General features: G+C 68.7%; 13 protein-coding genes and 1 riboswitch. Of the genes, 10 read left to right on the top strand and 3 right to left on the bottom strand.

Features of this window, described 5'->3' with window-relative positions; genetic code table 11:
- Nucleotides 1-54: 54 nt before the first annotated feature.
- Nucleotides 55-456 carry a DNA-binding transcriptional response regulator gene (locus ACWCP8_RS15860; protein WP_030933587.1) on the bottom strand — a complete coding sequence of 134 codons (402 nt, stop codon included), beginning with the start codon at nucleotides 454-456 and terminating at the stop codon, nucleotides 55-57.
- A gap of 187 nt (nucleotides 457-643) precedes the next feature.
- Between ACWCP8_RS15860 and ctaE the strand changes: the two genes are divergently transcribed.
- The 6 genes from ctaE (at nucleotide 644) to ACWCP8_RS15830 (ending at nucleotide 7,791) form a co-directional block, all read left to right on the top strand.
- Entirely contained in the window at nucleotides 644-1,264 is a 621-nt protein-coding gene (ctaE, locus tag ACWCP8_RS15855) for an aa3-type cytochrome oxidase subunit III (RefSeq protein ID WP_277325778.1), read from the top strand.
- 62 nt (nucleotides 1,265-1,326) lie between these two features.
- On the top strand, nucleotides 1,327-2,136 hold the full coding sequence (qcrC, locus tag ACWCP8_RS15850; protein WP_352270480.1) for a cytochrome bc1 complex diheme cytochrome c subunit: 810 nt from the start codon (nucleotides 1,327-1,329) through the stop codon (nucleotides 2,134-2,136).
- Nucleotides 2,133-3,188: a cytochrome bc1 complex Rieske iron-sulfur subunit gene (gene qcrA / locus ACWCP8_RS15845; protein ID WP_352270482.1), complete on the top strand. Its 1,056-nt coding sequence runs from the start codon at nucleotides 2,133-2,135 to the stop codon at nucleotides 3,186-3,188. Before qcrC ends, qcrA begins: the two co-directional genes overlap by 4 nt.
- Entirely contained in the window at nucleotides 3,185-4,810 is a 1,626-nt protein-coding gene (gene qcrB, locus ACWCP8_RS15840) for a cytochrome bc1 complex cytochrome b subunit (RefSeq protein ID WP_352270483.1), read from the top strand. The genes qcrA and qcrB overlap by 4 nt, the downstream gene beginning before the upstream one ends.
- Nucleotides 4,811-4,934: 124 nt before the next feature.
- Nucleotides 4,935-5,999 (top strand): anthranilate phosphoribosyltransferase, encoded by a 1,065-nt coding sequence (trpD, locus tag ACWCP8_RS15835; protein ID WP_352270485.1) that lies wholly within the window; start codon nucleotides 4,935-4,937, stop codon nucleotides 5,997-5,999.
- A gap of 85 nt (nucleotides 6,000-6,084) precedes the next feature.
- Nucleotides 6,085-6,202, top strand: a riboswitch (SAM riboswitch).
- Nucleotides 6,203-6,378: 176 nt separating this feature from the next.
- Nucleotides 6,379-7,791 carry an aminotransferase class V-fold PLP-dependent enzyme gene (locus ACWCP8_RS15830; protein ID WP_352270486.1) on the top strand — a complete coding sequence of 471 codons (1,413 nt, stop codon included), beginning with the start codon at nucleotides 6,379-6,381 and terminating at the stop codon, nucleotides 7,789-7,791.
- Between the two features lie 88 nt (nucleotides 7,792-7,879).
- On the opposite strand, the gene ACWCP8_RS15825 is transcribed toward ACWCP8_RS15830, so the two are convergent.
- Together ACWCP8_RS15825 and ACWCP8_RS15820 are read right to left on the bottom strand one after the other, a co-directional pair.
- Nucleotides 7,880-8,161: an Lrp/AsnC family transcriptional regulator gene (locus tag ACWCP8_RS15825; RefSeq protein ID WP_005318592.1), complete on the bottom strand. Its 282-nt coding sequence runs from the start codon at nucleotides 8,159-8,161 to the stop codon at nucleotides 7,880-7,882.
- Nucleotides 8,158-8,889 carry a rhomboid family intramembrane serine protease gene (locus ACWCP8_RS15820; RefSeq protein ID WP_352270546.1) on the bottom strand — a complete coding sequence of 244 codons (732 nt, stop codon included), beginning with the start codon at nucleotides 8,887-8,889 and terminating at the stop codon, nucleotides 8,158-8,160. Before ACWCP8_RS15820 ends, ACWCP8_RS15825 begins: the two co-directional genes overlap by 4 nt.
- A gap of 181 nt (nucleotides 8,890-9,070) precedes the next feature.
- Between ACWCP8_RS15820 and ACWCP8_RS15815 the strand changes: the two genes are divergently transcribed.
- The 4 genes from ACWCP8_RS15815 (at nucleotide 9,071) to ACWCP8_RS15800 (ending at nucleotide 13,284) form a co-directional block, all read left to right on the top strand.
- Nucleotides 9,071-9,313 (top strand): hypothetical protein, encoded by a 243-nt coding sequence (locus tag ACWCP8_RS15815; protein ID WP_030933560.1) that lies wholly within the window; start codon nucleotides 9,071-9,073, stop codon nucleotides 9,311-9,313.
- Nucleotides 9,314-9,349: 36 nt separating this feature from the next.
- Nucleotides 9,350-10,711, top strand: coding sequence for an NYN domain-containing protein (locus ACWCP8_RS15810; protein ID WP_352270488.1), 1,362 nt, complete (start codon nucleotides 9,350-9,352; stop codon nucleotides 10,709-10,711).
- Nucleotides 10,712-10,994: 283 nt separating this feature from the next.
- Nucleotides 10,995-12,020, top strand: a complete 1,026-nt coding sequence (locus tag ACWCP8_RS15805) for an NlpC/P60 family protein (RefSeq protein ID WP_451116408.1) — start codon at nucleotides 10,995-10,997, stop codon at nucleotides 12,018-12,020.
- A gap of 238 nt (nucleotides 12,021-12,258) precedes the next feature.
- Nucleotides 12,259-13,284, top strand: a complete 1,026-nt coding sequence (locus ACWCP8_RS15800) for an NlpC/P60 family protein (RefSeq protein ID WP_451116406.1) — start codon at nucleotides 12,259-12,261, stop codon at nucleotides 13,282-13,284.
- Nucleotides 13,285-13,288 lie beyond the last annotated feature (4 nt).

The raw sequence follows: 13,288 nt of genomic DNA, 5'->3' as shown, positions 1-13,288 counted from the left end.
GGACAGGAAGGGGCCCGGTCCGCGGCGCAACCGCGGGCCGGGCCGCAGCAGGACTCAGGACTGTACGCAGAGCCTGCTGCGCAGCAGAGCGGCCAGGGCGTCCGCGAACTCGACCGGCTCGACCGGAAGGGTCACCGCGGCGTCCGCGCGGCTCCACGTGGCCAGCCAGGCGTCCTGCGGACGCCCGATCAGCAGCAGCACCGGCGGGCAGTGGAAGATCTCGTCCTTGATCTGCCGGCAGACGCCCATGCCGCCCGCCGGGGCCGTCTCGCCGTCCAGCACGCACACGTCGATGCCGCCGTTGTCCAGCGCGGTCAGGACGGCGGGCAGCGTGGCGCACTCCACGAACTCCACCGGTGGCACGTCCGCCGCAGGCCTGCGACCGGCGGCCAGCCTCACCTGCTCACGGGTGTTGGCGTCGTCGCTGTAGACCAGGACCGTGGCGGTCGGCTGCATTGTTCCTCCGTGACATCTGTGTCTTCGGGGCTCTCGGGGCATGAACCGATGCGCGGATCGTACTCCGATCGACAGCCTGTCAGCACCGGTAATGACACCGATTCGATGGGCCGTTCGGGCAGGACACACCCTGCTGACACACCGAACGGCACCCCCCGGAGTGAGGGCGGGATAAGCGACCGACATAATGTCGGTCGTGGCGACAGCAACGACAGTAGAAACCGGGCACGCGCACCCGTCGGTCAATCGACCGAACCTCACCAGCGTCGGAACCATCATCTGGTTGAGTTCCGAGCTGATGTTCTTCGCGGCCCTCTTCGCGATGTACTTCACCCTCCGATCGGTGATGGGACCCGACCACTGGAAGGAAATGGCTTCGGCCCTGAACTTCCCGTTCTCGGCGACGAACACCACGATCCTGGTGCTCTCCTCCCTCACCTGCCAGCTCGGCGTCTTCGCCGCGGAGCGGGGCGATGTGAAGAAGCTCCGTGCCTGGTTCATGATCACGTTCGTGATGGGTGCGATCTTCATCGGAGGCCAGGTCTTCGAGTACACCGAGCTGGTGAAGAAGGACGGCCTCTCGCTGTCCTCCGACCCGTACGGCTCGGTGTTCTACCTGACCACCGGCTTCCACGGTCTGCATGTGACAGGCGGTCTCATCGCCTTCCTGCTCGTACTGGGCAGGACATACGCGGCCAAGAGGTTCACCCATGAACAGGCGACCGCTGCCATCGTCGTGTCCTATTACTGGCACTTCGTCGATGTCGTGTGGATCGGCCTCTTCGCCACGATCTACATGATCAAGTAACCGGGCTCGAACCCGAACCACATCCAGCATCGACGCAGAAGATCCTGACACCGGGGTAATCCGTGAAAAAGCTCTCCGCACGACGACGCCATCCGTTGGCGGCGGTCGTCGTACTACTCCTCGCGCTTGCGGCTACTGGGGGGCTGTACGCCGCGTTTGCGCCCGCGAGTAAGGCGCAGGCCGACGACACCGCCCAGTCCCTCGCCATCGATGAGGGCAAGAAGCTGTACTCCGTCGGTTGCGCCAGCTGCCACGGAGCCGGCGGTCAGGGCTCGTCCGACGGGCCGAGCCTGGTCGGCGTGGGCTCCGCCGCCGTCGACTTCCAGGTCGGCACGGGCCGTATGCCGGCCCAGCAGCCGGGTGCCCAGGTACCGAAGAAGAAGGTCATCTACACCCAGGCCGAGATCGACCAGCTCGCGGCTTACGTCGCGTCGCTCGGCGCCGGCCCGATCGTGCCGACCGAGGACCAGGTCAGCCCTGACGGTGCGGACATCGCCAAGGGTGGCGACCTGTTCCGTACCAACTGCGCCCAGTGCCACAACTTCACCGGCGAGGGCGGTGCCCTGACGAAGGGCAAGTACGCGCCCGGCCTTGAGGGCGTGGACCCGAAGCACATCTACGAGGCCATGCAGACCGGCCCGCAGAGCATGCCGTCCTTCCCCGACTCGACGATGCCCGAGCAGCAGAAGCGGGACATCATCGCGTACGTCAAGACCGTGAACAGCGCCGAGTCCGAGACCCCTGGTGGCCTCAAGCTGGGCGGGCTCGGTCCGGTCAGCGAGGGTCTGTTCGCCTGGATCTTCGGTCTGGGCGCACTCGTCGCAGTTGCCGTTTGGGTCGCGGCCCACACCGCTAAGGCCAAGAAGTCATGAGTAGCCAAGAGAAGATTCCAGAAGAGAACCTGCCCGCTGAGCAGGAAGCCGCGCACGGCGCGGTAGAGGTCGCGGACGACCCGTTCGCCGACCCGGGGCTGCCGGCCCACCGGCCGCGCATCCAGGACATCGACGAACGGGCCGCGAAGCGCTCCGAGCGCACGGTCGCGTTCCTGTTCGTGCTGTCCATGCTGGCGACCGTCGGCTTCATCGCCTCGTACGTCATCTTCCCGGTGGACAAGATCGTGTTCATCTGGCCGTTCGGCCATGTGAGCGCGCTCAACTTCTCCCTCGGGCTGACCCTGGGCGTGGCTCTCTTCACGATCGGCGCGGGCGCCGTCCACTGGGCGCGCACCCTGATGTCCGACGTAGAGGTCGCCGACGACCGGCACGCCATCGAGGCGGAGCCCGAGGTCAAGGCGAAGGTTCTCGCCGACTTCGCGGCCGGTGCCGAGGAGTCCGCGTTCGGCCGGCGCAAGCTGATCCGCAACACCCTGTTCGGTGCGCTGGCCCTGGTGCCGCTCTCCGGCGTGATGCTGCTGCGCGACCTCGGCCCGCTGCCGGAGAAGAAGCTCCGTCAGACCCTGTGGTCCAAGGGCAAGCAGCTCATCAACATGAACACGATGGAGCCGCTGCGTCCCGAGGACGTCGCCGTCGGTTCGCTGACCTTCGCCATGCCCGAGGGCTTGACGGAGGACGCTCACGACTTCCAGACGCAGATCGCCAAGGCTGCGCTGATGATCATCCGTATCCAGCCGGAGAACATCAAGGACAAGCGCGAGCGCGAGTGGGCCCACGAGGGCATCGTGGCCTTCTCGAAGATCTGCACCCACGTCGGCTGCCCGATCAGCCTGTACGAGCAGCAGACGCACCACGTGCTCTGCCCGTGCCACCAGTCCACCTTCGACCTCTCCGACGGCGCCCGCGTCATCTTCGGTCCGGCCGGTCACTCCCTTCCGCAGCTGCGGATCGGTGTGAACAGCGAGGGCAACCTCGCGGCGCTCGGTGACTTCGAAGAGCCCGTCGGTCCTGCATTCTGGGAGCGCGGATGAGTACTGCGACCGACACGAAGCGCAAGGCGCCCGCCGGCGAGCGGGTGGCCGACTGGGCGGACGGCCGGCTCGGGATCTACTCCCTGGCCAAGGCCAACATGCGCAAGATCTTCCCGGACCACTGGTCCTTCATGCTCGGTGAAATCGCTCTCTACAGCTTCATCATCATCATCCTCACGGGTGTGTATCTGACGCTGTTCTTCCACCCGAGCATGAACGAGGTCGTGTATCACGGCTCCTACGAGCCGATGCAGGGCATCCGGATGTCCGAGGCCTACGCCTCGACGCTGGACATCAGCTTCGACATCCGCGGTGGTCTGCTGGTCCGCCAGATCCACCACTGGGCCGCGCTGATCTTCCTCGCCGCCATGTTCGTGCACATGATGCGCGTCTTCTTCACGGGTGCGTTCCGCAAGCCGCGCGAGATCAACTGGCTGTTCGGCTTCCTGCTGTTCGTGCTGGGTATGTTCACCGGCTTCACGGGCTACTCGCTCCCGGACGACCTGCTCTCGGGTACGGGTGTCCGCTTCACCCAGGGCGCGATCCTGTCCATGCCGATCGTCGGCACGTACATCTCGATGTTCCTGTTCGGCGGAGAGTTCCCCGGCGGCGACTTCGTCGCCCGGTTCTACTCGATCCACATCCTGCTGCTGCCGGGCATCATGCTCGGCCTCGTGGTCGGCCACCTGATCCTGGTGTTCTTCCACAAGCACACGCAGTTCGCGGGTCCCGGCCGTACCAACAAGAACGTCGTCGGTATGCCGCTGCTGCCGATCTACATGGCGAAGGCCGGAGGCTTCTTCTTCCTGGTCTTCGGTGTCATCGCGGTCATCGCGGCGATCGCCTCGATCAACCCGATCTGGGCCATCGGTCCGTACCGTCCGGACCAGGTGTCCACCGGCGCCCAGCCCGACTGGTACATGGGCTTCGCCGAGGGTCTGATCCGTGTGATGCCGGGCTGGGAGATCAACCTCTGGGGTCACACGCTCGTCCTGGGTGTGTTCATCCCGCTGATGGCCTTCGGTCTGGTGCTCGCCATCATCGCGGTCTACCCGTTCGTCGAGTCCTGGGTGACCGGGGACAAGCGCGAGCACCACATCCTGGACCGCCCGCGCAACGCCCCGACCCGGACGGCCTTCGGCGTCGCCTGGATCACGGAGTACATCATCGTCTTCATCGGCGGTGGTAACGACCTCTGGGCCACGCACTTCGATCTCTCGCTGAACTCCATCTCGTGGTTCGTCCGGATCTTCATCTTCGTGGGACCGGTCCTGGCGTTCCTCGTCACGAAGCGGATCTGTCTCGGCCTTCAGCGCCGCGACAGGGAGAAGGTGCTGCACGGACGCGAGTCCGGTCTCATCAAGCGTCTGCCGCACGGTGAGTTCGTCGAGGTCCACGAACCGCTCGGCCCCGCGCAGCTGCACACGCTCACCGCGCACGAGCAGTACAAGCCGGTCGAGATCGGCCCGACGGTCGACGAGAACGGTGTCGAGCGCAAGGTGCCCGCGATGCAGAAGCTTCGGGCCAAGCTCAGCAAGGGCTACTTCGGCGAGCACAACCAGATCGAAAAGCCCACTGCCGAGGAGTACAAGGAGATCACCAGCGGCCACGGCCACCACTGATCGCCTTAACTGATCGCCACAGCGGGAGCCCCGTCCATTCGATGGACGGGGCTCTTTGCTGTCCCGGGCGCTCGATAGGGTGGGGTCCATACCCTTATCGGCTGTGGACCCCCAGGAGCGGACCATGAACGTTGTGACCCCGGTCGGCGGCGACAGCGTGGCGGCTCGTTCCTGGCCCGGCGTACTGAACGCTCTGCTGCGCGGCCAGGACCTGGCCGCCGACGACACCGCGTGGGCGATGGACAACATCATGAGCGGCGAGGCGACCGACGTGCAGATCGCCGGTTTCGCCGTCGCCCTGCGCGCCAAGGGCGAGACCGTCGACGAGGTCACCGGACTCGTCCGCGCCATGTACGAGCACGCCACCACGATCGAGGTGCCGGGCCGCACGGTCGACATCGTCGGAACCGGCGGCGACCTCGCCAAGACGGTCAACATCTCCACGATGTCCGCGATCGTCGTCGCGGGCACCGGGGCCAAGGTCGTCAAGCACGGCAACCGCGCCTCCTCCTCGGCCAGTGGCGCCTCCGACGTCCTGGAGAAGCTCGGCGTCAATCTGGAGCTGGCCCCGGAGCGCGTCGTCGAGGTGGCGGAGGAGGCGGGTATCACCTTCTGCTTCGCGGTGAAGTTCCACCCCGCCCTGCGGTATGCGGCGCGGGCCCGCAAGGAGCTCGGCGCGCAGACCACGTTCAACATCCTCGGTCCGCTCACCAACCCGGCCCAGGTGCGCTCCCAGGCCATCGGTGTCGCCGATCTGAAGATGGCCCCCATCGTCGCGGGTGTGCTCGCGGCGCGCGGCAACTCGGCGCTGGTCTTCCGCGGCGACGACGGTCTGGACGAGCTGACGACCACGGCGACCTCCCGGATCTGGGTGGTCCGGGACGGGGAGGTGCGCGAGGAGGCCTTCGACCCGCGCGACGTCGGCCTCCAGCTGGTCCCCGTCGAGGCGCTGCGCGGCGCCGACGCCTCGTACAACGCCGATGTGGCCCGCCGGCTGCTGGCCGGTGAGACCGGTCCGGTACGTGAAGCGGTGCTGCTCAACTCGGCGGCGGCGCTGGTGGCGCTGGACCCGGGTGAGGGCACGCTGAACGAGCAGCTCGCCGCCGGGATCGCCAAGGCCGCCGAGTCCATCGACTCGGGCGCGGCCCGGGCGGCGCTGGAGCGCTGGGTGACGGTCAGCAACGCCTGACCGAACGGGAAATGCGGACCGGGGCGCAGTCCAGATCTTGGACTGCGCCTTGCGCGTCGACGCACGTATGGCAAGATGCTGGGCAGGTCATGAGTGACAGCGACTACGGCCCCGGCCCGCTGTCCGGCAACCCTCCGTCCGTGGCGGGGTGCCCCGGGTGAAGACCAGGCCGTAGGCAGCGAGGTCTGCGGCAAGCGCGGACCCCTCGACATCTCTGAATGTCAGATCCCTGGGGTCCTGGTCCTCAAGGAGCCTCTTGTGAGCAAGCGAATGCGATAGGGCCCGGTCCGGCCCCTCTTCGCACACCCATTTTCTTCCTCCTGCGCTGCCGCGTACCTGCTGGCGCAGTGAATTCGCCTGCCTTGTACGGGAGTTCGCCATGTCTGTTGTCATCGCTGCCGCCGAACGGTCCATTTGTTCCCCGCTGCCCGTTCTGGGCAAGGATGTGACTGTTCCGCTCGTCACCGGCGGAGAAGTCACCTATGCCGCCCTGGACTACGCGGCCAGTGCCCCGGCCCTGCAGCGGGTGTGGGACGACGTCGCCGCGTACGCCCCGTACTACGGCAGCGTCCATCGCGGCGCCGGCTACCTCTCGCAGCTCTCCACGGACCTCTTCGAGAACAGCCGCAAGGCGGTTGCGGAGTTCCTCGGCTGCCGCGCCGAGGACCAGGTGATCTTCACCCGGTCGACGACGGACTCGCTGAACCTGCTGGCCGCGGCGGTCCCCGCCGACTGTCAGGTCTTCGTGTACGAGACCGAGCACCATGCCTCGCTGCTGCCCTGGCGCGATGCCCGTGTCACCTACCTCAACGCTCCCCGCACCCCGGCCCAGGCCGTCGAGACGCTGGAGCGGGCGCTCGCCGACCGTGACCCCTACGGCCCCGCGCTGGTCTGCGTCACCGGCGCCTCGAACGTCACCGGTGAGCTGTGGCCGGTGAAGGAGCTGGCCGCCGCCGCCCACGCGCACGGCGCCAGGATCGTGCTGGACGCCGCACAGCTCGCGCCGCACCACCCGGTCGACATCGACGAGCTCGACGTCGACTGGGTCGCCTTCTCCGGACACAAGCTGTACGCACCGTTCGGCTCCGGTGTCCTCGCGGGCCGCGCCGACTGGCTGCAGGACGCCGAGCCGTACCTGGCCGGTGGCGGCGCCTCCCGGAAGGTCGCCCGGCGCACCGACGGCGGTGTGGACGTGGAGTGGCACTCCACCGCCGCCCGGCACGAGGCCGGTTCGCCCAACGTCATCGGTGTCTACTCCATCGCCTCCGCCTGCAAGGCGCTCACCGAGGCCGGCTTCGACCGCCTCGTCGCCCGTGAGCAGCAGCTCGTCACCCGGGTCCGCGAAGGCCTTGCCGAGGTCCCCCAGGTCAAGGTGCTGTCGCTGTTCGGCGACGACGCCCCGCGGGTCGGCGTCATCTCATTCGTGGTGGAGGGCTGGAACAGCTCGCACTTCGCCGCGGCGCTCTCCGCCGAATACGGCATCGGGGTGCGCGACGGACTGTTCTGCGCCCACCCGCTGGTGCGCACCCTGCTCGGCAGCGACCCGCAGGACCCGGGCGAGTGCGGCGCGCCGGAGGCCGAGCCGGGCGAGCTCCCCCAGTCTCGAACGGACTCGACCGGGGGGACCCCCTTGCTGAACGCGATCCGGGTCAGCTTCGGCGCCGGTACGCCGGACGAGCACATCGAGCGCTTCGTCCGCGCGGTCAAGGAGCTGGTGAGCGAGGGGGCCCAGTGGAAGTACCGCACCGAGGACGGCCGCTGCGTCCCGGACCGGGGCACGGCGCAGGTCTGACCGGTCAGGAACCGAGGCCGTAATACTTCGGCCGGGGACGGGCAATTGCCCGTCCCCGGCCGAAGTATTACGCCGTGATGAGGCGTATCTACGCGTCGAGACCGATGGCGAAGGCGGCTTCCAGGTCGTGCTGCGAGTACGTACGGAACGCGACATGAGTGTCGGTGCCCTCGACGCCCGGGATCTTGCTGATGCGGCCGGGGATGACGTCCGCCAGATCGTCGTGCTTGGCCACCCGGACCATGGCGATCAGGTCGTACGTACCGGTGACCGAGAAGACCTCGCTGACGCTGTCCAGCGCCGCGATGGACTCGGCGATCTCGGGAATCCGGTCCACGCTGGTTTTGATGAGCACGATCGCGGTGATCACGGCTGGCTTTCTCCCTCGGTGGCCGTGGCTGGAGTCTTCACTCTAGCCCCACGGCGGTAACGCCCCCAGGCGTAGAGGAAGCCGGTGGCGAAGCCGACCACATGGGCGAGATAGGCCACCCCCGGACCGCTGCCCGCACCCTGCGCCGCCATCCACTGCAGGGCGAACCAGAAGATCAGCACGATCCAGGCGGGAAAGCGCAGTGGCAGGAAGAGCAGGAACGGGAAGAGGCTGGTGACCCGGGCCCGGGGAAACAGGTACAGGAACGCACCGAGCACCGCGGAGATCGCCCCCGAGGCGCCGACGAGGGTCTGGTCGGAGTCGGCGTGCGCCGCCGCGTACGCCAGCAGGGCGAGATAGCCGCAGCCGAGATAGAAGAAGGCGAACTCGGCACGGCCCATCCGTTCCTCGGCCATCGCCCCGAAGACGTAGAGGAAGAGCATGTTGCCGAGCAGGTGCAGCCAGCTGCCGTGCACGAAGAGTGCGGTCAGCGGGGTGAGCAGGGCATGTGCGGAGCCGCCCCACAGTTCGGTGGGGATCACCCCCCAGCGCTCGAAATACCCGGCCTGGGCGGCGAGCAGGGTGTCGGCGGTGCCGTACGTGGGGTTGAACCCGGAGAGCGGGCTGATCAGGAAGATGGCACAGCACAGGGCGATGAGGGCATACGTCACCGGGGCACCGCCCGCGGTCGCGGCGCGCAGGAGCCTGCCGGTCAGTCCGCCCGTCACAGCCCGCCGTTCGATCACGAACAGAGCATGACGCAAGGTGATGGAACGGGGCAGATCGCCTCGCCGTGCCGATGGATATGCACAAGGCCGTAGGGTTACAGCAGGACATCCGCAGTTCGACGGCGCACCGCGAGATCCTTGGCAGGCAGCAGCACGACGCTCGACGAAAGAGGACGCAACGATGACGACGGTTCCCCAGCCGACCGACGGGACTCGCTGGCGCTGCACGCTCTGCGGGAATCTCACGCGCTTCGATGTCACGCGCTCGTCCAAGGTTGTCGAATACGTGCATCTCGACCTCGCAGGAGAGGCGACCGTCGAAGAGCGCGAGGTGGTCAGTGAGACCATCGAGTCGGTCCGGTGTCGTTGGTGCAACGCGGTGGACCAGATCGAACTAGTCGACAGGCCGGGTGCCGACTCCTGACGGGGCCGTGCGGACAGACATTTGGGGTGACGGATCGTGGAGCAGCCCGATAGCGGCGCCGAGCCGGCCGATGGAGCCGGCGACGCCGTCGAGGCGCTCGACCGCCCGCTGCCCGAAGGCGTACGGCGGCGGGTCGTCGCGCTGGTCTCGGACGCGTTCGGTGGCCTCACGGTCACCGAACTCCCGGCCCAGCTGAGGCAGTACGCCCGCTTCACCCCGACCCGGCGCGCCAAGTTCGCCGGGAACGCGATGGCGGCCGCCCTGGAGAGCGACACGCTGTTCCGCCAGCGCATCGGCGAACGGCTCCGGGAGTCCCAGCCCGAGCTGGCCGCGGCCGTGGAGGCCGGGTCGCCGCCCGCCGCCGCCGACCCCGTCGATGTGGCCGCCGCAGCCTATGTGCTGCGCCCGGTCGGCTGGGTGAAGCTGGTGGCCGCAGCCGGCGAGGAGGTCCAGCGGGCCGACGCCGAACGGGCCGACGAGGAGGGCCGGCGCGAACTGGAACGGCTGCGCGAGGAACTCGCCCAGGCCCGGACCCAGACCAAGAGCGAGACCGAACGGCTCCGCGGTGAGCTGGAGGCGGCCCGCAAGGAAGCCGACGCGCTGCAGCGCAAACTGCGCTCCGCCCTGAACGAGGTCAAGCGCGGTGAGGCCGCGGTCCGCCGCGGCAAGGCCGAGACCGAGACCGTACGGACCGAGGCGGCCGCCCGGATCTCCGCGGCCGAGAGCGAGACCCGGCGGCTGCGGGCCCGGCTCGGAGAGGCGGAGGCGTCCGTCGAGGCGAGCCGCAGGGCTGCCAGGGAAGGCCGCTCGGTCGAGGACATGCGGCTGCGGCTGCTGCTCGACACGGTACTCGACGCGGCCCGCGGGCTGCGCCGCGAACTGGCCCTGCCGCCCTCCTCGATCCGTCCCGCGGACAGCGTCGATGCGGTCGAACCCGGTGCGATGTCGCCCAAGGACATTGCCACCAGGGCGCTTTCGGACACCGATCCGGCCCTGCTCGACCAGCTGCTCGCACTACCGCAGGCGCATCTGATCGTGGACGGCTACAACGTCACCAAGACCGGCTATCCGCAACTGCCGCTGGAGAAGCAGCGGCTGCGGCTGCTGGGCGGTCTCGCGGTGCTCGCGGCGCAGTCCGGCGCCGAGATGACCTGTGTCTTCGACGGGGCCGAACTGGCCGCTCCGGTACTGCTCGCACCGCCGCGCGGGGTGCGGGTGCTCTTCAGTAAGCCGGGCGTCACCGCCGACGAGCTCATCCGTCAACTGGCCCGCGCCGAACCGCCGGGCAGGCCCGTCGTCGTGGTCTCCACCGACCGCGAGGTGGCGGACGGCGTGGCGAAGGCGGGGGCCAGGCCCGTTGCGTCCGTCTTGCTCCTGAAGCGACTTTCGCGCGTCTAGTGCGAGTTGTGGTGACTTGCCGGAATTTTTGGAACGGACCGTCAAGCCACCACTACACGCGGTGTGATGTGAGTAAAGAAGTGACTATTGGGGCGAGATTTTTCTTGTGAGGATTTGAACTGATCACAAGATGGTCACTAAGGTCGGGCCTCGAACCTTCGCACGGTTGATCACCCATCCGGGGTGGCAGCGAAGGAACCGCCGAGTCCGTGACGTGCACGGAGCCGGGGATCCGATCCCCCACAGCCCGGTAGGCGGCTCGAGGAAGAAGGAGCTCGCCTTCGTGGCGTCCCACCGTCGTCCCAAGCAGCCGAGCCGCACCCGCGTGACCGTGCTCACCGCGACCGCCGCCGCGGCCGTTGCCCTGACCTCCCAGGCCGCCCACGCCGACCCCAAGCCGACCAAGAGCGAGGTCAAGGCGAAGGTCGACAAGCTCTACCACGAGGCGGAGACGGCCACCGAGAAGTACAGCGGGGCCAAGGAGGAGCAGCAGCAGCTCGAAAAGCAGGTCGGCGCGCTGCAGGACAAGGTGGCCCGCGGTCAGCAGGAGCTCAACACGCTCCGCAGTGGCCTCGGTTCGCTCGCCGCCGCGCAGTACCGCTCCGGCGGCATCGACCCGTCCGTGCAGCTCTTCCTCGCCTCGGACCCGGACACCTTCCTCGACGAGGCCTCGGCCCTCGACCAGTTGACGGCCAAGCAGACCGAGTCGCTGGCGAAGATCCAGGAGAAGCAGCGGGCCCTCGCGCAGGAGCGCAAGGAGGCCCAGGACAAGCTGGGCGACCTCGCGGACGTCCGCAAGACGCTCGGCGAGAACAAGAAGAAGTTCCAGGGCAAGCTCGCCGAGGCGCAGCGCCTGCTCAACACCCTGACCGCCGCCGAGCGCGCGAAGATGGCCCAGGACGACCAGCGCGCCAGCCGTGCCGCCGGCGACCGGGTCGATCTGGGCAACGAGGTTCCCGCCTCCGCCCGCGGCGCCGCCGCCCTCAGGGCCGCCGCCACCCAGCTCGGCAAGCCATACGTCTCCGGCGGTACCGGCCCCAACTCCTTCGACTGCTCGGGCCTGACCCAGTGGTCCTACGCCCAGGCCGGCGTCTCCATCACCCGCACCACGTACACCCAGATCAACGAGGGCACGCAGATAGGTCGCAGCGCACTCAAGCCGGGCGACCTCGTCTTCTTCAACAACACGTCGCACGTGGCTCTGTACGCGGGCAACAACACCGTTCTGCACGCCCCGAAGCCGGGCGCGGTGGTCCGCTACGAGTCGATGAACACCATCGGCAGCTTCCAGGTCGGCGTGCGCATCTGACGACGCCCGAACGGGCGAATTCCCACGCCCCGACCGACTGCCCGCCCCGCCGGAGACCACAGGTCACCGGCGGGGCGGCGGCTTTCGTACCCCTCACCCGATCGGCGAGGCCGTTGGGCGCTCCGTAGTCGCGCGGCTACTGTCTGCCTGCTGTGCAGCTCCCGTCCGTCGGTCCGCCCGCCCCGGGCGGCAGGGGGCTGTGCACCTCTGCGTACAGCGGAAGGGAGTGCGGCGTCCTGTGGTGTCCCATCGCCGTTCCACACAGCCCGGCGTCAACCGGAGCGTCCGGATCACAGTCCTGTCGGCGGCGACCGCTGCCGCCGCACTCGGGGCGGCCACCGCGAACGCCGAACCGCGGGACACGCCCCGGGCCGCGAAGGCCGAGATCGACCGGTTGTACGGCGAGGCCGAGCGGGCCACCGAGCAGTTCAACAAGGCCGGGGAGGACGCCGAGCGGCTGCGCGGTGAGGTGCTCAGGGCCCAGGAGCGGGCGGCCCGCGACCAGGAACAGATCAACCGGCTCCGCACCGCGGTCGGTTCGGCCGCCGCCGCGCAGTACCGCGCAGGCTCCATCGACCCCTCGCTCGCCCTGCTGCTCTCTTCGGACCCGGACAGCTACCTCGACCGGGCGGCCACCCTCGACCGGCTGAACGTCCGGCGGGCGAGCACTCTGCAGAAGCTCCAGAGAGCCCGGCGCGGGCTCGCGCAGGCCCGTGCGGAGGCCGCCCGCTCGCTGGCCGGTCTGGAGCGCAGCCGGGCCGCAGCCGCCCGCCACAAACGGACCGTCGAGCAGAAGCTCCAACAGGCCCGGCAGCTGCTGACCTTGCTGCCGGGCGCGGACCGGGCGGCCTTCGAAAGGGCCTCGCGCACCGGCCGCGACGACGTGTTCCCGGGCATGACCGATCTGCCCCCGGGTTCCTCCCGGGCGGCGGCCGCCGTGATGGCGGCACGGCACGCCGTCGGACGCCCGTACATCTGGGGTGCCAACGGGCCCGCGGGGTTCGACTGCTCCGGGCTGATGCAGTGGGCGTACGCCCAGGCCGGTGTCGGCCTGCCGCGCACCTCCCAGGCCCAGCGGTACGCCGGACGTATGGTGCCGCTCTCCATGGCCCGCCCGGGCGACCTGGTCGCCTACCGGGCGGACGCCAGTCACATCGGGATGTACGTCGGCAACGGCCGGGTGGTCCACGCCCCGTACCCGGGCGCCCCGGTCCGCTACGACCCGGTCGGCATGATGCCCGTCTCGTCGGTCACCCGCATCTGACCCG

This window comes from Streptomyces sp. NPDC002206, assembly GCF_053593595.1.
The sequence above is the reverse complement of the archived record's forward strand: the minus strand, read 5'-3'. Positions and strand labels throughout refer to the sequence as shown.

Coding starts and splice junctions, on each gene's coding strand:
- ACWCP8_RS15815 (WP_030933560.1), top strand. CDS start 9,071: ATGACGACGGTTCCCCAGCCGACCGACGGGACTCGCTGGCGCTGCACG.
- qcrA (WP_352270482.1), top strand. CDS start 2,133: ATGAGTAGCCAAGAGAAGATTCCAGAAGAGAACCTGCCCGCTGAGCAG.
- ctaE (WP_277325778.1), top strand. CDS start 644: ATGTCGGTCGTGGCGACAGCAACGACAGTAGAAACCGGGCACGCGCAC.
- trpD (WP_352270485.1), top strand. CDS start 4,935: ATGAACGTTGTGACCCCGGTCGGCGGCGACAGCGTGGCGGCTCGTTCC.
- ACWCP8_RS15830 (WP_352270486.1), top strand. CDS start 6,379: ATGTCTGTTGTCATCGCTGCCGCCGAACGGTCCATTTGTTCCCCGCTG.
- qcrB (WP_352270483.1), top strand. CDS start 3,185: ATGAGTACTGCGACCGACACGAAGCGCAAGGCGCCCGCCGGCGAGCGG.
- ACWCP8_RS15860 (WP_030933587.1), bottom strand. CDS start 456: ATGCAGCCGACCGCCACGGTCCTGGTCTACAGCGACGACGCCAACACC.